General features: G+C 57.7%; 13 protein-coding genes. 3 read left to right on the top strand and 10 right to left on the bottom strand.

The genetic code is table 11. The annotated features are described in order from the left end of the window. Positions 1-159: 159 nt before the first annotated feature. From lpdA to sdhC, 7 genes are all read right to left on the bottom strand, one after another. A complete protein-coding gene (gene lpdA, locus ACZ0A4_RS03360; RefSeq protein ID WP_102356807.1) occupies positions 160-1,596 on the bottom strand; it encodes a dihydrolipoyl dehydrogenase in 1,437 nt (478 codons plus the stop codon). Between the two features lie 108 nt (positions 1,597-1,704). Next, a complete protein-coding gene (gene odhB / locus ACZ0A4_RS03355) occupies positions 1,705-2,928 on the bottom strand; it encodes a 2-oxoglutarate dehydrogenase complex dihydrolipoyllysine-residue succinyltransferase (RefSeq protein ID WP_463573062.1) in 1,224 nt (407 codons plus the stop codon). A gap of 42 nt (positions 2,929-2,970) precedes the next feature. Then, the gene (locus ACZ0A4_RS03350; protein ID WP_463573060.1) at positions 2,971-5,802 is read right to left on the bottom strand and encodes a 2-oxoglutarate dehydrogenase E1 component; all 2,832 of its coding nucleotides are present in this window, start codon (positions 5,800-5,802) and stop codon (positions 2,971-2,973) included. Positions 5,803-6,053: 251 nt separating this feature from the next. Then, positions 6,054-6,758, bottom strand: coding sequence for a succinate dehydrogenase iron-sulfur subunit (locus ACZ0A4_RS03345; protein WP_003223007.1), 705 nt, complete (start codon positions 6,756-6,758; stop codon positions 6,054-6,056). A gap of 11 nt (positions 6,759-6,769) precedes the next feature. Then, positions 6,770-8,542 carry a succinate dehydrogenase flavoprotein subunit gene (gene sdhA, locus ACZ0A4_RS03340; RefSeq protein WP_008077944.1) on the bottom strand — a complete coding sequence of 591 codons (1,773 nt, stop codon included), beginning with the start codon at positions 8,540-8,542 and terminating at the stop codon, positions 6,770-6,772. A gap of 3 nt (positions 8,543-8,545) precedes the next feature. Further along, positions 8,546-8,914 (bottom strand): succinate dehydrogenase, hydrophobic membrane anchor protein, encoded by a 369-nt coding sequence (gene sdhD, locus ACZ0A4_RS03335; protein WP_003222999.1) that lies wholly within the window; start codon positions 8,912-8,914, stop codon positions 8,546-8,548. Beyond that, on the bottom strand, positions 8,908-9,282 hold the full coding sequence (sdhC, locus tag ACZ0A4_RS03330) for a succinate dehydrogenase, cytochrome b556 subunit (protein ID WP_016773673.1): 375 nt from the start codon (positions 9,280-9,282) through the stop codon (positions 8,908-8,910). The genes sdhD and sdhC overlap by 7 nt, the downstream gene beginning before the upstream one ends. A 363-nt stretch (positions 9,283-9,645) precedes the next feature. Here sdhC and gltA point away from each other — a divergent pair, with 363 nt between their 5' ends. Next, positions 9,646-10,935, top strand: a complete 1,290-nt coding sequence (gene gltA / locus ACZ0A4_RS03325) for a citrate synthase (protein ID WP_007919904.1) — start codon at positions 9,646-9,648, stop codon at positions 10,933-10,935. Between the two features lie 286 nt (positions 10,936-11,221). Beyond that, entirely contained in the window at positions 11,222-11,587 is a 366-nt protein-coding gene (locus tag ACZ0A4_RS03320) for a hypothetical protein (protein WP_463573059.1), read from the top strand. 352 nt (positions 11,588-11,939) lie between these two features. On the opposite strand, the gene ACZ0A4_RS03315 is transcribed toward ACZ0A4_RS03320, so the two are convergent. The 3 genes from ACZ0A4_RS03315 to ACZ0A4_RS03305 all read right to left on the bottom strand — a co-directional run bounded on the left by ACZ0A4_RS03315 (position 11,940) and on the right by ACZ0A4_RS03305 (position 14,998). Continuing rightward, complete coding sequence (locus ACZ0A4_RS03315; protein WP_038363942.1) at positions 11,940-13,598, bottom strand: cation acetate symporter; 1,659 nt, start codon at positions 13,596-13,598, stop codon at positions 11,940-11,942. Further along, positions 13,595-13,906: a DUF485 domain-containing protein gene (locus ACZ0A4_RS03310; protein WP_463573058.1), complete on the bottom strand. Its 312-nt coding sequence runs from the start codon at positions 13,904-13,906 to the stop codon at positions 13,595-13,597. Before ACZ0A4_RS03310 ends, ACZ0A4_RS03315 begins: the two co-directional genes overlap by 4 nt. A gap of 240 nt (positions 13,907-14,146) precedes the next feature. Further along, the gene (locus ACZ0A4_RS03305; RefSeq protein WP_016987515.1) at positions 14,147-14,998 is read right to left on the bottom strand and encodes a glycine betaine ABC transporter substrate-binding protein; all 852 of its coding nucleotides are present in this window, start codon (positions 14,996-14,998) and stop codon (positions 14,147-14,149) included. Positions 14,999-15,284: 286 nt separating this feature from the next. Here ACZ0A4_RS03305 and ACZ0A4_RS03300 point away from each other — a divergent pair, with 286 nt between their 5' ends. Continuing rightward, positions 15,285-16,880 (top strand): glycoside hydrolase family 17 protein, encoded by a 1,596-nt coding sequence (locus ACZ0A4_RS03300; RefSeq protein WP_463573056.1) that lies wholly within the window; start codon positions 15,285-15,287, stop codon positions 16,878-16,880. Positions 16,881-16,952 lie beyond the last annotated feature (72 nt).

Raw genomic sequence — 16,952 nt, 5'->3', positions numbered from 1 at the left:
ACTGCGCATTCGGCGCTGCGCTCGTTTGAGTGCCGCGCCACCTGTGACTGCTGCTTGCGTAGCTGAGCTACGCAAGACTGCGTCCAGCGGACATTCCGCGGTGAGACTTGCTCGCAAGGCTCACGACGGGCCGTTACCGCCGTGGTTTCTTATTGTCTGTTAACGCTTTTTGCGGTTGGCAATGTGGATGGCACCGCCATTTACAGCCAGAGCAGCTTCGTGCAAGGCTTCAGACAGGGTCGGATGGGAGAAAACCATCATGCCCAGGTCTTCAGCGCTGGTGCCGAATTCCATACCGATCGCGCCCTGCTGAACCAGTTCTGCAGCGCTCGGGCCAATCACGTGCACGCCCAATACGCGGTCAGTCTTGGCATCAGCGATGACCTTGACGAAACCACCGGTATCGTTGGCGGCCATGGCACGGCCGGAAGCGGCGAACGGGAAGGTGCCGACGTTAACTTCAACGCCTTCAGCTTTCAAGGCCTGCTCGGTTTTGCCAACCCACGCGATTTCCGGGTGAGTATAAATAACCGAAGGGATCAGGTCATAGTTCATCTGGGCTTTGTGGCCCTTGATGCGCTCGACAACCATGATGCCTTCTTCGGAAGCTTTGTGAGCCAGCATCATGCCGCGAACCACGTCACCGATGGCGAAAACGCCCGGTACGGTGGTGGCGCAGTGATCGTCAACGTGCACGAAACCGCGCTCGTCGAGGGTCACGCCGCTGTCGGCAGCCAGCAGATCAGTGGTCACCGGACGGCGACCAACGGCTACGATCAGCTTGTCGAAAGTGATGGTCTGTTCGCCGTTGGCGTCGGTGTAGTTCACAACGACTTCGTCGCCGTTCACTTTCGAGCCGGTCACGCGAGCGCCCAGCTTGATGTCCAGACCTTGTTTGGTCAGGGTTTTCAGCGCTTCCTTGGAAACAGCGGTGTCCGCTGCCATCAGGAAGGTGTCCAGCGCTTCCAGAACAACCACTTCCGAACCCAGACGCGACCACACCGAACCCAGTTCCAGACCGATCACGCCAGCGCCGATCACGCCCAGACGCTTAGGTACGGTCTGGAATTCCAGTGCGCCAGTCGAATCAACGATGACTTTCTGATCAACCGGAGCCGGTGGAATATCGATCGGACGCGAACCTGGAGCCAGGATGACGTTTTCAGCTTCGATGACTTCAACCGAGCCGTCTGGCTTGGTGACTTCGACTTTCTTGCCAGCCAGCAGTTTGCCGTGGCCCTGGATCGAAGTAACGCCGTTGGCCTTGAACAGAGTGGCAACGCCGCCGGTCAGGTTCTTGACGATGCCAGCCTTGCGGCCAACCATCGCAGCGACGTCCATTTTGACTTCGCCAGTCGAGATACCGTGAACGTTGAAGCTTTCTTTCGCTTCCTTGTATTTCCAGGAGCTGTCGAGCAGCGCCTTGGAAGGAATGCAGCCCACGTTCAGGCAGGTGCCGCCCAGGGCTTGCTTGCCTTCTGCGTCGGTGTATTTCTCGATGCAGGCAGTGGTCAGACCCAGCTGCGCGGCCTTGATGGCAGCCACGTAGCCACCAGGGCCAGCACCGATCACTACTACGTCAAATTTCTGCGACATTCAAAAAATCCTCTTTAGCAATAAAGCTACAAGCCGCAAGCTACAAGCTTCCAGCCACCCCGCTCGCTTTGAACTTGTGGCTTGAAACTTGAAGCTTGCAGCTGTTTTTTAGATATCCAGCAACAGACGAGCCGGATCTTCCAGCAGGTTCTTGATGGTCACCAGGAAGGTCACAGCTTCTTTGCCATCGATCAGACGGTGATCGTAGGACAGTGCCAGGTACATCATCGGACGGATAACGACCTGACCGTTGATGGCCATAGGACGCTGGATGATGTTGTGCATGCCCAGAATCGCTGCCTGCGGCGGGTTGACGATCGGGGTCGACATCATCGAACCGAAGGTACCACCGTTGGTGATGGTGAAGGTACCACCGGTCATCTCGTCCATCGACAATTTGCCGTCACGGGCTTTCTTGCCGAAAGTGGCGATGCCGCCTTCGATTTCAGCCAGGCTCATCAGCTCGGCGTTACGCAGAACCGGAACAACCAGGCCACGGTCGCTGGAAACGGCAACGCCGATGTCTGCGTAGCCGTGGTAAACGATGTCGCCGCCGTCGATCGACGCGTTGACAGCCGGGAAGCGTTTCAGCGCTTCGGTGGCCGCTTTAACGAAGAACGACATGAAGCCCAGGCGTACGCCGTTGTGGGACTTCTCGAACAGGTCCTTGTACTTCGAACGCAGGGCCATGACTTCAGTCATGTCGACTTCGTTGAAAGTGGTCAGCATCGCCATATTCGACTGTGCTTCAACCAGACGCTTGGCCACGGTGGCGCGAACGCGGGTCATCGGTACGCGCTTCTCGATGCGGTCGCCAGCGGCGAACACAGGAGCGGCGGCCGAAGGAGCAGCAGCCTTGGCAGGCGCGGCAGCCGGAGCGGCTTTCTTGGCAGCAACAGCAGCAACCACGTCTTCCTTGGTCACACGACCGCCTTTGCCGGTGCCGGCAACGGAAGCGATGTTGATGCCGTTTTCTTCAGCCAGCTTGCGCGCAGCAGGAGCAGCAACTGGATCGTCTTCGCCTTCGGCAGCAGCCGGTGCAGCGGCAGCAGCGGCCGGAGCAGCAGCGGCGGCTGGAGCAGCGGCAGCAGCGCCGCCCGCTTCGATGGAGCCCAGCACTTCGTCGGACAGAACGGTGTCGCCTTCGTTCTTGATGATTGCGCCCAGCACGCCGTCGGCGGTAGCCAGAACTTCCAGTACGACTTTGTCAGTTTCGATGTCGACGATCAGGTCGTCACGTTTGACGGCGTCGCCCGGTTGCTTGTGCCAGGTGGCAACGGTGCCATCGGCAACCGATTCCGGGAAAGTGGGGGCTTTGATCTCGATAGCCATTATCTGTGGTTCCTTAAATTCGGTTTCAGGTGCGCGAAGGCGTTAAATGGTAAACGCGTCTTGCAGGAGTTTTTCCTGCTGCTCGGCGTGCATCGATGCGTAACCACAAGCTGGGGCAGCAGAAGCCTCACGGCCCGCGTACTCAAGTACGAGAGACTTGTCGAGGTTCCCGATGCTGCGACGCAAGTGGTGCTGGCTGCAGTACCAGGCGCCCTGGTTCATCGGCTCTTCCTGACACCAAACGGCATTTTTGACGTTGGTGTATGGAGCCAGGACTTCTTTCAAGTCGTCCTCAGGGAATGGGTACAGCTGCTCGATCCGCACGATGGCGATATCTTCACGGCCTTCGGCACGGCGTTTTTCCAGCAGATCGTAGTAGACCTTGCCGCTGCACAGAACAACGCGCTCGACCTTTTTCGGGTCCAGTGCATCGATTTCCGGGATAACGGTCTGGAACGAACCTTCGGCCAGATCTTCCAAAGTCGAGATGGCCAGCTTGTGGCGCAGCAGCGACTTCGGCGTCAGCACGATCAGCGGCTTGCGCAGCGGACGAATCACCTGACGACGCAGCAAGTGGTAGATCTGTGCTGGCGTGGTCGGTACAGCTACCTGAATGTTGTGCTCGGCGCACAGTTGCAGGTAACGCTCAAGACGTGCCGAGCTGTGCTCAGGGCCCTGACCTTCGTAACCGTGTGGCAGCAACATGGTCAGACCGCACAGACGGCCCCACTTGTGCTCGCCGCTGGTGATGAACTGGTCGATAACAACCTGTGCACCGTTGGCGAAGTCGCCGAACTGGGCTTCCCAGATCACCAGCGCATCCGGCGTAGTGGTCGAGTAACCATATTCGAAAGCCAGTACCGCTTCTTCCGACAGGAACGAGTCGTACAGGTCAAAGCGTGGCTGACCGTCGTACAGGTGTGCCAGCGGAATGTAGGTGCCCGCGTCTTTCTGGTTGTGCAACACAGCGTGACGGTGCGAGAACGTACCGCGGCCGATGTCCTGACCGGTCATGCGGATCGGGTGACCTTCGAACGCCAGGGTCGCGTACGCCATGGTTTCGGCGTAACCCCAGTTGATCGGCAGGCCGCCGGCTTGCATTTTCTGACGGTCTTCGTAGATCTTCGCAACCTGACGCTGAACAACGAAGCCGTCCGGAATTTCCAGCAGCTTGGCGGACAGTTCTTGCAGGGTCTTCAGATCGAAACGCGTGTCGTGACGCGCAGTCCAGGCGTGGCCCAGATACGGACGCCAGTCGACGAACAACTCTTTGTTCGGCTCTTTGACCAGCGATTTCACTACGTGCAGACCGTTGTCCAGCGCGTTGCGGTATTCGTCGACCTTGGCCTGAACACGCTCAACGTCCAGTACACCGGACTGGGTCAGACGATCAGCGTACAGCTCACGGGTGGTGCGCTGCTTGGTGATCTGCTGATACATCAGAGGCTGGGTGCCGCTTGGCTCGTCAGCTTCGTTGTGGCCGCGACGACGGTAGCAGACCAGGTCGATCACCACGTCACGCTTGAACTGCATGCGGTAGTCGATGGCCAGCTGGGTCACGAACAGAACGGCTTCCGGATCATCACCATTCACATGGAGGATCGGCGCCTGGATCATCTTCGCAACGTCGGTGGCGTACTCGGTGGAACGTGAGTCCAGCGGGTTGCTGATGGTGAAACCAACCTGGTTGTTGATCACGATGTGCACGGTACCGCCGGTCTTGAAACCGCGGGTCTGCGACATCTGGAAGGTTTCCATGACCACGCCCTGACCTGCGAATGCAGCGTCACCGTGGATGGAGATCGGCAGAACCTTCTCACCGGTCGGATCGTTACGACGATCCTGACGGGCGCGAACCGAACCTTCTACCACCGGGGAAACGATTTCCAGGTGGGACGGGTTGAACGCCATGGCCAGGTGAACTTCACCGCCGGCGGTCATCACGTTGGACGAGAAGCCCTGGTGATACTTAACGTCACCGGAACCCAGCTCGACCTTCTTCTTGCCTTCGAACTCGTCGAACAACTCGCGCGGGTTCTTGCCGAAGGTGTTGACCAGTACGTTCAGACGGCCACGGTGGGCCATGCCGATGACGACTTCCTTGGTGCCGTAGGAACCGGAACGCTGGATCAGTTCGTCGAGCATCGGAATCAGGCTTTCGCCGCCTTCCAGACCGAAACGCTTGGTGCCCGGGTATTTGGTGCCCAGGTATTTTTCCAGGCCTTCACCGGCTGTCACGCGCTCAAGCAGGTGGCTCTTGATGTCGGCGGAGTACGTCGGACGACCACGCACGCTTTCCAGACGCTGCTGGAACCACTGGCGCTGCTCGGAATCGGTGATGTGCGTAAATTCAGCGCCGATGGTGCGGCAATATGTCTGCTGCAACGCTTCGTGAATTTCGCGTAGGCTCGCTTCCTCTTTGCCGATGAACAGGTCGCCGGCACGGAAGGTCGTATCAAGATCGGCATTGGTCAAGCCGTAATGATTGATCGACAGGTCTGCAGGTGCAGGACGCTGCCACAGCCCCAGCGGGTCAAGCTGGGCTGCCTGGTGGCCACGCATACGGTAGGCCTGGATCAATCGCAGCACTTCAACTTGCTTCTTCTCGTGCTCACTGCTCACGCTGCCGGCGGAAACCGGTTGAGCGCGGCGCTGGTTCTTTGCCAGCAGCACGAAATGATCGCGAATTGTCGAGTGCGAAACATCAGTGGCAGAGTTGCCGTCGGCAGGCAACTTCTGAAAGTAGGTGCGCCACTCTTCTGGCACAGCGTTAGGGTCGTGCAGGTAGAGCTCATAAAGCTCTTCCACATAGGCAGCGTTTCCACCTGAAAGGTAGGCGCTGTTCCACATGCGCTGCATCACGCTTTCTTGCATGCTTGGTCACCCTCGGTTAGGGGAACACCATCGATGTCGACACCGAGCAAACTTGCAGAAGTCCGAATGCAGCGACTAAAACAAGCCACTTAGGATCACACTGATAGTCCGGGTACCAGCCCGGATGCCCCTGCTTGTCTCATTTCTTCAAAATAAGAGCCGCAGCTTATGGCTACTGCTCTGGTTATAGCCATGACGCGGGTTGAAGCCCGCGCCACAGCCTCTACGGTACAGCGGTTACAGCAGCTGAATCACACGCCGCTCGAAAGCAGCATGTTACGGATGTGACCGATGGCCTTAGTCGGGTTCAGGCCTTTCGGACATACGTTGACGCAGTTCATGATGCCCCGGCAGCGGAAAACGCTGAACGGGTCATCGAGCGAAGCCAGGCGCTCGGATGTCTTGGTGTCACGGCTGTCTGCCAGGAAGCGATAAGCTTGCAGCAGCGCAGCTGGACCCAGGAACTTGTCCGGGTTCCACCAGAAGGACGGGCAAGAGGTCGAGCAGCAAGCGCACAGGATGCACTCGTACAGACCGTCGAGCTTTTCACGCTCTTCTGGCGACTGCAGACGCTCGATGGCCGGAGCCGGCGTGTCGTTCTGCAGGTAAGGCTTCACCTTCTCGTATTGCTTGTAGAAGATGCTCATATCAACGACCAGGTCACGGATAACCGGCAAACCTGGCAGCGGACGAACGATCAACTTGTTACCTTTTACAACGGCAGACAGCGGCGTGATGCACGCCAGACCGTTCTTGCCGTTGATGTTCATGCCGTCGGAACCACAAACGCCTTCACGGCAAGAGCGACGATAGGAGAAACCCTCGTCCTGCTCTTTGATCAGGGCCAGTACGTCCAGCACCATCAGGTCTTTACCACCAGTATCGACCTGGAATTCCTGCATGAACGGCGCGGCGTCCTGATCAGGGTTGTAACGATAAACGCTGACTTGCAACATGGCGGCCACCCTTAATAAGTCCGAATCTTAGGTTCAAAAGTCGGAACAGTCTTCGGCGAGAAGTTCACGGCACGCTTGGTGACGCGCTTGTCACCCGGGAAGTACAGGGTGTGGCACAGCCAGTTTTCGTCGTCACGGTCTTCGAAGTCTTCACGGGCGTGAGCACCGCGCGACTCTTTGCGGACTTCAGCGGCGATGGCAGTAGCTTCAGCCACTTCCAGCAGGTTTTGCAGTTCCAGCGCTTCGATACGGGCAGTGTTGAACGCCTGCGACTTATCGTTGATCTTCACGTTGGCGATGCGGGTACGCAGGTCAGCAAGCTGAGCGATACCTTTCTGCATGTATTCGCCAGTACGGAATACACCGAAGTAGTTCTGCATGCAGTTCTGCAGCTCGCGACGCAGGGTTGCCACATCTTCACCGTCGGTACGGCTGTTCAGCGCGTTCAGACGCGACAGGGCAGCTTCGATGTCGGCTTCGGTAGCGTCGTCGTATTCGATGCCGTCGGTCAGGGCTTTTTCCAGGTGCAGGCCGGCAGCGCGGCCGAATACCACCAGGTCGAGCAGCGAGTTGCCGCCCAGACGGTTGGCACCGTGAACCGACACGCAAGCCACTTCGCCCACAGCGAACAGACCAGGAATGATCTTGTCGACGCCTTCAGCGTCCTGGGTGATCGCCTGGCCATGAATGTTGGTGGCAACGCCGCCCATCATATAGTGGCAAGTCGGAACAACAGGAACCGGCGCAACAACCGGGTCAACGTGTGCAAAAGTCTTCGACAGTTCGCAGATGCCTGGCAGACGGCTGTGCAGCACTTCCTCGCCCAGGTGGTCGAGTTTGAGCAGTACGTGGTCGCCATTCGGACCGCAACCGTTGCCGGCGATGATTTCTTTAACCATCGAGCGAGCAACTACGTCACGACCGGCGAGGTCTTTGGCGTTCGGAGCGTAACGCTCCATGAAACGCTCGCCGTGCTTGTTGATCAAGTAACCACCTTCACCACGGCAACCTTCGGTAACCAGTACACCGGCGCCGGCGATGCCGGTCGGGTGGAACTGCCACATTTCGATGTCTTGTACCGGCACGCCAGCACGCAGAGCCATGCCGACGCCGTCACCGGTGTTGATCAGGGCGTTGGTGGTGGATGCGTAGATACGGCCTGCACCGCCGGTAGCCAATACGGTGGCTTTAGCGCGGATGTAGGTGGTTTCGCCGGTTTCGATGCAGATTGCAATCACACCGACGAAGTCGCCTTCCTGGTTTTTCACCAGGTCGACAGCGTAGTACTCGTTCAGAAACGTGGTGCCGGCTTTCAGGTTGCCCTGATAAAGGGTGTGCAGCAGCGCGTGACCGGTACGGTCGGAAGCCGCGCAAGTACGTGCAGCCTGCCCGCCTTTACCGTAGTCCTTGGACTGACCACCGAACGGACGCTGATAGATGCGGCCTTGTTCGGTACGCGAGAACGGCATGCCCATGTGGTCCAGCTCGTAAACGGCAGCCGGGCCTTCCTGACACATGTATTCGATAGCGTCCTGGTCACCGATGTAGTCGGAACCCTTGACGGTATCGTACATGTGCCAGCGCCAGTCATCATTCGGGTCAGCGGACGCGATTGCGCACGTGATGCCGCCCTGAGCGGATACAGTGTGCGAACGGGTCGGGAAAACCTTGGTGATCACGGCAGTCTTGTGACCGCCCTGTGCCAGTTGCAGCGCAGCGCGCATGCCGGCACCGCCACCACCAATAATGATGGCGTCGAAAGAAATCGTTGGAATGTTAGCCATGACTCAGATACCCCAGAGAATCTGCACACCCCAGACGAAGTAAGCGAACATCGCAACGCCGCATACTGCCTGGAAAAGGAAACGTATCGCCGTTGCGGACTTGCCGAACGCCATTGGCGTCAGGTAGTCAGTCGCGATGGTCCACATGCCGACCCAGGCGTGAGCGCCGAGAGCAACAAGGGCCAGGAGGCTGAAAATACGCATCCCGTTGTGGGCGAACAGTTCATGCCACTGGGCATACTCGAGGCCAGGGTGGGCCACGACGTATCCGATCAGAAAGATGAAGTAAGCCGCGAGAACGACCGCAGACACACGTTGCGCCATCCAGTCATAGAGGCCCGAACGCGACAGGTTCGTGACGTTAGTTACCATATCCAAACTCCTGCCAGAACGATTACCACCACGGAAACGGCGATAACGATTTTCGAGCCCAGCTTGCCGCCTTCCAGCGTCTCACCGATGCCCATGTCCATGATCAAATGGCGCACACCGGCTACCAGGTGATACAGCAGAGCGGACAGGATGCCCCAAATCACTAGCTTGGCTAGCGGACTGGTCAGACACGCTTTCACCTGACCGAAGCCTTCCTCGGAGCTCAGCGACTTGTCCAATGCATAAAGCATGATGGCAAGGCACACGAAGAGGATGACACCGGAGATACGGTGAAGAATGGACGTGTAAGCAGTGACTGGGAGTTTGATGGTCCTTAGGTCTAGGTTTACAGGTCGTTGGCTTTTCACGGCTTTTTTTTCACACTGAAGAGCCCCTAACAATCAGGGCAAAGTTGTTGGGGAGTGCACTGGTCAGGTAACCACCACCCAGGGATGCGACCCCCAATGAAAGCAAGCCCAAAAGCCCTTGGCGGTCGGTGGCCGAGTATAGACAGTTAGGCTACTAATGACAACGCAATCACCTACCCCCAATAGCTGATTGCACAAGTTGCATAAAAGGCGTAAATGGCAGTCAATTTCGAGGAAAAAGTGCGCTTAAAGCCTTCTGGAGCAAGACTTTAGGCAAATTGACATTCGAATTTATCTCACTATAGTGGTGCGGGCCCTGCGTGGGGGGTCTGTCTGATGGTTCAAGCATAAATAGGAGGCCACATGGCTGACAAAAAAGCGCAGTTGATCATCGAGGGCGCAGCCCCCGTCGAGCTGCCCATTTTAACCGGCACCGTTGGTCCCGATGTAATCGATGTTCGGGGCCTGACGGCCACGGGCCGCTTCACTTTCGACCCTGGTTTCATGTCGACCGCCTCGTGCGAGTCGAAGATCACCTATATCGACGGCGACAACGGCATTCTGTTGCACCGCGGCTACCCGATCGAACAGCTGGCTGAAAAATCGGACTACCTGGAAACCTGCTACCTGCTGCTCAACGGCGAACTGCCGACCGCAGAACAGAAGGCCCAGTTCGTCAGCACCGTGAAAAACCACACCATGGTTCACGAGCAGCTGAAAACCTTCTTCAACGGTTTCCGTCGCGACGCCCATCCGATGGCCGTCATGTGCGGTGTAGTCGGCGCCCTCTCGGCCTTCTACCACGACTCCCTGGACATCAATAACCCGCAGCATCGCGAAATTTCCGCGATCCGTCTGGTTGCCAAGATGCCGACCCTGGCAGCGATGGTTTACAAGTACTCCATGGGCCAACCCATGATGTACCCGCGCAACGACCTGACGTACGCGGAAAACTTCCTGCACATGATGTTCAACACCCCGTGCGAGATCAAACCGATCAGCCCGGTGCTCGCCAAGGCCATGGACCGGATCTTCATCCTCCACGCCGACCACGAGCAGAACGCGTCGACTTCCACCGTGCGTCTGGCAGGTTCTTCGGGTGCCAACCCGTTCGCCTGTATCGCCGCCGGTATCGCTGCACTGTGGGGCCCTGCCCACGGCGGTGCGAACGAAGCCGTGCTGACCATGCTTGACGAGATTGGCGATGTTTCGAACATCGACAAGTTCATCGCCAAGGCCAAGGACAAGAACGATCCGTTCAAACTGATGGGCTTCGGTCACCGCGTTTACAAGAACCGCGACCCTCGCGCGACTGTCATGAAGCAGACCTGCGACGAAGTACTGAAGGAATTGGGCATCAACAACGATCCGCAACTCGAACTGGCCATGCGCCTGGAAGAGATCGCGCTGACCGACCCGTACTTCATCGAGCGCTCGCTGTACCCGAACGTCGACTTCTACTCGGGGATCATCCTCAAGGCGATCGGCATTCCAACCAGCATGTTCACCGTGATCTTCGCGTTGGCACGTACTGTTGGCTGGATTTCGCACTGGAAAGAAATGCTCTCCAGCCCGTACAAGATTGGCCGTCCGCGCCAGTTGTACACTGGCTACGAGTCGCGTGATATTTCCAAGCTGGAAGACCGCAAATAAGACCTGTCTTGCGATAACGTCTTAAGTTGTACCGGGAACGGCCTCTATTTATATAGGGGCCGTTTTTGTTTGTGCTGGTTTTTTGGTTGGGGGCATATCCGTTGCTGCGGGTGCTGCCGCTGGCGGTTTCGCTCTTACAGCGAGTCACCTTTTCCAAACGCCGAAAAGGTAACCCAAAAGGCTGGCCCCGGCGTTCGGCACCTCGCTTAGGCTCAATGTTCCCTCGCTACGGTGTCCATCCGGGGGCATCGCCTACGGTTTGCTTCGCTGCACCTCCTCTCGATGTATGCGGCTGCGCCGCACGGTCGCTGCGCTCCCACCCCCTGATGAACACCTCCGCTCGGCCTGCCGAAGGGGCAAAAAATCAAAAGCCACATCAAAAGCCAAAGCCAAAGCCAAAGCCAAAGCCAAAGCCAAAGCCAAAGCCAAAGCAGATCAAAAGATCGCAGCCTTCTGCAGCTCCTACATAGGATTGTTTCACTTCAAGAGATTGGCAGGCTGTAAGGCCGCCATCGCTGGCAAGCCAGCTCCCACCGGAATTGAGTTCAAACTCAGCTACTCGTATCGCTTCGGCTTCTCACCACTCAAAACAATGAGCGCAAGCTCGAGTACCGCTTTTGATCTTGATCCACGAGCGACGTCGGAAGGCTGAGTGGAGGGATTGATCCGGGCGTGGGAGCGTAGCGACCGTTTGGCGAAGCCAAATACAGCGAGAGGAGGTGCAGCGAAGCAAACCGTAGGCGCTGCGCCCGGATCGATCCCGCAGCGAAGGGACCCCGAGCCCCAGCGAGCGGGCCGCACGTAGGAGCAAGCGTTTTTTGCTTACTTTTTTTGGCGTTTGAAAAAAAGTGAGTCGCCGTAAGGGCGAAACCCTAAGCAGCCGTTACCGCAGCAACGGATATGCACCCAATAAAAAACACACCAAAGTCCGATAACCGCCCACAAAAAATGCCCCGATCTCTCAACCGGGGCATTCAGCACAACATTACAAAACCATCAACCCATCAATGCGAAACCGCCCCACTCGCCCCCAACCCAGTCTGCGAACGCACAAACTGCGGGAAGAACAGCGCCCGCTCTTTGTCCGCCGCCGCCGACTTGTCAGTGATCGAGAAGAACCAGATCCCCACAAACGCAATGATCATAGAAAACAGCGCCGGGTATTCGTAAGGAAAGATCGCCTTCTCATGATGCAGAATCTGCACCCAGATGGTCGGGCCAAGGATCATCAGGCCCACCGCACTCACCAGACCCAACCAGCCACCAATCATCGCACCACGAGTGGTCAGCTTCTTCCAGTACATCGAAAGCAACAGCACCGGGAAGTTGCAACTCGCCGCGATCGAGAACGCCAGGCCCACCATGAACGCAATGTTCTGGCTTTCAAACAGGATGCCCAAGCCGATCGCCAACACCGCCAAGGCAATGGTGGTGATCTTCGAAACGCGAATCTCGTCCTTCTCGTTCGCCTTGCCCTTCTTGATCACACTGGCGTACAGGTCGTGAGAAACCGCCGAGGCACCGGCCAGAGTCAGGCCTGCCACAACCGCCAGAATGGTCGCGAACGCCACCGCCGAGATGAAGCCGAGGAAGATACTGCCGCCGACCGCGTTGGCCAAATGCACAGCCGCCATGTTGTTGCCGCCCAACAGCGCGCCAGCCGCATCTTTGAAAGCCGGGTTAGTGCTGACCAGCAGGATCGCGCCAAAGCCGATGATGAAGGTCAGGATGTAGAAGTAACCGATAAAGCCAGTTGCGTAGAGCACGCTCTTGCGAGCTTCTTTTGCGTCACTCACGGTGAAGAAGCGCATCAGAATGTGTGGCAGGCCAGCGGTACCGAACATCAGCGCCAGACCCAGCGAGAATGCCGAAATCGGATCCTTGACCAGACCGCCCGGGCTCATGATCGCTTCGCCTTTGGCGTGAACCTTGATCGCCTCGGAGAACAGCGTGTTGAAGTCGAAGCCTACGTGCTTCATTACCATCAGTGCCATGAACGAGGCACCGGACAACAACAGCACAGCCTTGATGATCTGTACCCAAGTGGTCGCCAGCATGCCGCCGAACAGCACGTACATGCACATCAGCACACCGACCAGAATCACCGCAACGTGGTAGTCCAGACCGAACAACAGCTGGATCAACTTGCCGGCACCAACCATTTGCGCGATCAGGTAGAACGCCACCACCACCAGCGAACCGCAGGCAGACAGGGTGCGGATCTGGGTTTGCCCGAGGCGGTAGGACGCCACGTCGGCAAAGGTGTATTTACCCAGGTTACGCAGACGCTCGGCGATCAGGAACAGGATGATCGGCCAGCCCACCAGGAAGCCGATCGAGTAGATCAAGCCATCGTAGCCAGAGGTGAACACCAGCGCGGAAATCCCCAGGAAGGACGCCGCCGACATGTAGTCTCCGGCAATTGCCAGACCGTTCTGGAAACCGGTGATCTTGCCGCCGGCCGCATAGTAATCGGCCGCCGAGTTGTTTTTCTTCGAGGCCCAGTAGGTGATGTAGAGCGTCGCACCGACGAACGCCACGAACATCAGGATCGCAGGAATGTTCAGCGGCTGTTTGGCCACCTCCCCCGTCAACGCGTCAGCCGCCCAGACACCCGGCGCGAAAGCCGCAACACTCAATAGAGCCAGTAGACGCCGGATCATTGCTGAGCCTCCTTGAGAATCGCATTGTTCAGGTCGTCAAACTCGCCATTGGCGCGGCGCACGTAGATACCGGTGAGGATGAATGCCGAAAGAATCAGTCCGACACCGATCGGAATACCCCAGGTAATCGAAGACTCGGGACTGAGTTTCGCTCCCAGTATGTGCGGCCCGTAAGCGATCAAAAGGATGAAGCCAGAGTAAAGCCCGAGCATGATTGCCGAGAGAATCCAGGCGAATCGTTCCCTTTTCCGAACCAGCTCCTTGAATCGGGGACTGTTTTGAATCGAGAGGTAAATGCTGTCGTTCATTGTTTTTATCCTCGCAGCACAGATTATTGTTGGAACATAGCTAATGTATGCGGCTGCGGGAGCGGTAACAGACGACCTTAGTAGTAGAACGCCATGACACTTTTGCCAATTTCCGGTACCCACAAAACAACTGTGGGAGCGAGCTTGCTCGCGAAGGCGTCATATCAGTCGATATTTGCATCAACAGACAGATCGCTTTCGCGAGCAGGCTCGCTCCCACAGGGTATTGCGGTGTTGCGGTTATTTGGTCCAGTCAGCCACGCGATCCGGGTGCTTGGCGACCCAATCCTTGGCCGCTGCGTCAGGCTTGGCACCGTCCTGAATCGCCAGCATGACTTCGCCGATTTCGTCTTTCGACGCCCACTGGAAGTTCTTCAGGAACTTGGCCACTTCCGGTGCTTTGGTCGCGAGTTCTTTGCTGCCGATGCTGTTTACGGTTTCAGCTGCGCCGTACACGCCTTTGGGGTCGTCGAGGAAGCGCAGTTTCCACTTGGCGAACATCCAGTGAGGCACCCAACCGGTGACCGCGATGGATTCGTTTTTCTTCTCGGCACGGGTCAGCTCGGCAATCATGCCGGCGCCAGAACTGGCTTTGAGGCTGTATTTGTCGAGGCCGTAATCCTTGATCGCCTGATCGGTCTTGAGCATCACGCCTGAACCGGCATCGATGCCGACGATGCGGTTTTTAAAGGTGTCATCGGTTTTCAGGTCTTCGATCGACTTGGCTTTCACATACTCCGGCACGATCAGGCCGATTTTCGCATCCTTGAAGTTCGGGCCGTAATCGACGACCAGATCCTTGTTCTTCGTCCAGTATTCGCCGTGGGTCACTGGCAGCCAGGCCGAGAGCATGGCGTCGAGTTTGCCGGTGGCAACGCCCTGCCACATGATCCCGGTGGCAACGGCTTGCAGTTTCACGTCATAACCGAGTTTCTGTTTGATCACCTCGGCCGCCACGTGGGTGGTCGCAACGCTGTCGGACCAGCCGTCAACGTAACCGATGTTCAGGGTCTGTTTTTCTGCACTGGCGAACGTGGAACTCATCGCAAGCACCAGAGCAGCACTTGCGCCTAAAAGTCGTCGCATCTTCATCGTTACTTCCCCGAAATGCTGCGCCCGACGGATGACGGGCGGCGTCAACGTATTGTTATGGTGCACGGCGCCCCCATCACGCCTGACCGCAAACTCGTTAGAACATCAGCGGAGCACTGATAGCTTGATCATCAACCTCAGGCGGCAGTCGACCTGCTCTGCCAGCGACCTCAAGACAGCGAGAAACGACATCACAAGGCCATTAATGGCGTCTGGATATTTGACGCCAGACAATCCGCCCGAACTTTGCATGCCCGAATCATGCGAGCCACCAACCCCCTTATAAATGCAGGTAACATGCGTCGCTTTGCAGCCACTCGGCCTGACCATGTCCGCGACTTCCCGTTTTCCCTTTCTGCCTTATCTCTTCGCCTGCCTGCTGGGGCTGTTTGCACTGGGTGGCTTCTGGTACGGCCTCGGCCAACCGGTGATCCTGCCGGACGCTGCGACCCCGACGCATAAATTGCAGTGCGCCTCCTATACCCCATTCGATAAAGATCAGTCGCCGTTCGACGTGCCATTCAAACTGCGCCCGGAGCGCATGGACGCCGATCTCGCATTGCTGGCGACACGCTTTGAGTGCATTCGCACTTATTCGATGACGGGCCTGGAAGCGCTGCCGGATCTGGCGCGCAAGCATGGTCTGAAATTGATGATCGGCGCGTGGGTCAACAGCAACCCGGTGGACACCGAGAAAGAAGTCGACCTGCTGATCCAGTCGGCGAATGCCAACCCGGACGTGGTCAGCGCGGTGATCGTTGGCAACGAAGCATTGCTGCGCAAAGAAGTCACCGGCGCGCAACTGGCGAAGCTGATCAACAAGGTTAAAAGCCAGGTCAAGCAACCCGTCACGTACGCCGATGTCTGGGAGTTCTGGCTCAAGCATCCGGAAATCGCGCCGGCGGTGGACTTCCTGACCATTCACCTGCTGCCGTACTGGGAAGATGATCCTTCAAACATCGACGTCGCCCTGCAGCATGTCGCCGATGTGCGCCAGGTGTTCGGCAATAAATTTGCGCCGAAAGACGTGATGATCGGCGAAACCGGCTGGCCGAGCGAAGGCCGCCAGCGCGAGACCGCCCTGCCGAGTCGGGTCAACGAGGCCAAGTTCATTCGTGGTTTTGTCGCGATGGCCGAGAAGGAAGGCTGGCATTACAACCTGATCGAAGCGTTTGACCAGCCGTGGAAGCGCGGCAGCGAAGGTGCGGTTGGCGGTTATTGGGGCCTGTTCGATGCCGATCGTCAGGACAAGGGTGTGCTGGCCGGGCCGGTGACCAATGTGCCGTACTGGAAGGAATGGCTGGCGGTCGGTGGGTTGATTTTCCTTGGCACACTGATCCTTGGCGGTCGCGTTCGTACCACGCGCTCGGCTTTGGTATTGCCATTGCTCGGCGCCCTCGCCGCTTGCTCGATTGGCGCCTGGGGTGATCTGGCGCGGGTGACCACACGGTTTACCAGCGAATGGCTGTGGGTCGGCTTGCTGACGGCGTTGAACCTGTTGGTGTTGGCGCATGCGGCACTGACGCTGAGTGCGCGGACTGGCTGGCGTCAACGTGCGTTCAATCTGCTGGATCGTCGCGCCGGCTGGCTGGTCGCGGCGGCAGGTTTTGCTGCGGCGGTGATGATGCTGGAGATGGTCTTCGATCCGCGTTATCGCAGCTTTGCGAGCATGGCGTTTGTGCTGCCAGCGCTGGTTTATCTGTGCCGGCCGGTCAGCGTGCCGCGTCGCGAGATTGCGTTGCTGACGTTTATTGTCGGCGCGGGGATTGCGCCGCAGTTGTATCTGGAAGGTTTGCAGAATCAGCAGGCGTGGGGCTGGGCGTTGGTGAGCGGCTTGATGGTTGCTGCTTTGTGGCGCTGCCTGCGCGTTCACAGCCGCTGATCTTCAGAGTGACATCAGGCCTCTTCGCGAGCAGGCTCGCTCCCACATTAGATCTGTGGCGTTCACAAATCC

The sequence above is a fragment of the Pseudomonas sp. AC172 genome (assembly GCF_979258595.1).
Note: the sequence above shows the minus strand (reverse complement) of the source record. Positions and strands in the feature narration are given on the sequence as shown.

Excerpts from the sequence above, each read along its gene's own strand:
- ACZ0A4_RS03300 (WP_463573056.1), top strand. The coding sequence starts at position 15,285 with ATGCAGGTAACATGCGTCGCTTTGCAGCCACTCGGCCTGACCATGTCC.
- ACZ0A4_RS03310 (WP_463573058.1), bottom strand. The coding sequence starts at position 13,906 with ATGAACGACAGCATTTACCTCTCGATTCAAAACAGTCCCCGATTCAAG.
- odhB (WP_463573062.1), bottom strand. The coding sequence starts at position 2,928 with ATGGCTATCGAGATCAAAGCCCCCACTTTCCCGGAATCGGTTGCCGAT.
- ACZ0A4_RS03320 (WP_463573059.1), top strand. The coding sequence starts at position 11,222 with ATGCGGCTGCGCCGCACGGTCGCTGCGCTCCCACCCCCTGATGAACAC.
- ACZ0A4_RS03305 (WP_016987515.1), bottom strand. The coding sequence starts at position 14,998 with ATGAAGATGCGACGACTTTTAGGCGCAAGTGCTGCTCTGGTGCTTGCG.
- ACZ0A4_RS03350 (WP_463573060.1), bottom strand. The coding sequence starts at position 5,802 with ATGCAAGAAAGCGTGATGCAGCGCATGTGGAACAGCGCCTACCTTTCA.
- ACZ0A4_RS03345 (WP_003223007.1), bottom strand. The coding sequence starts at position 6,758 with ATGTTGCAAGTCAGCGTTTATCGTTACAACCCTGATCAGGACGCCGCG.
- sdhA (WP_008077944.1), bottom strand. The coding sequence starts at position 8,542 with ATGGCTAACATTCCAACGATTTCTTTCGACGCCATCATTATTGGTGGT.
- gltA (WP_007919904.1), top strand. The coding sequence starts at position 9,646 with ATGGCTGACAAAAAAGCGCAGTTGATCATCGAGGGCGCAGCCCCCGTC.
- sdhD (WP_003222999.1), bottom strand. The coding sequence starts at position 8,914 with ATGGTAACTAACGTCACGAACCTGTCGCGTTCGGGCCTCTATGACTGG.
- lpdA (WP_102356807.1), bottom strand. The coding sequence starts at position 1,596 with ATGTCGCAGAAATTTGACGTAGTAGTGATCGGTGCTGGCCCTGGTGGC.
- ACZ0A4_RS03315 (WP_038363942.1), bottom strand. The coding sequence starts at position 13,598 with ATGATCCGGCGTCTACTGGCTCTATTGAGTGTTGCGGCTTTCGCGCCG.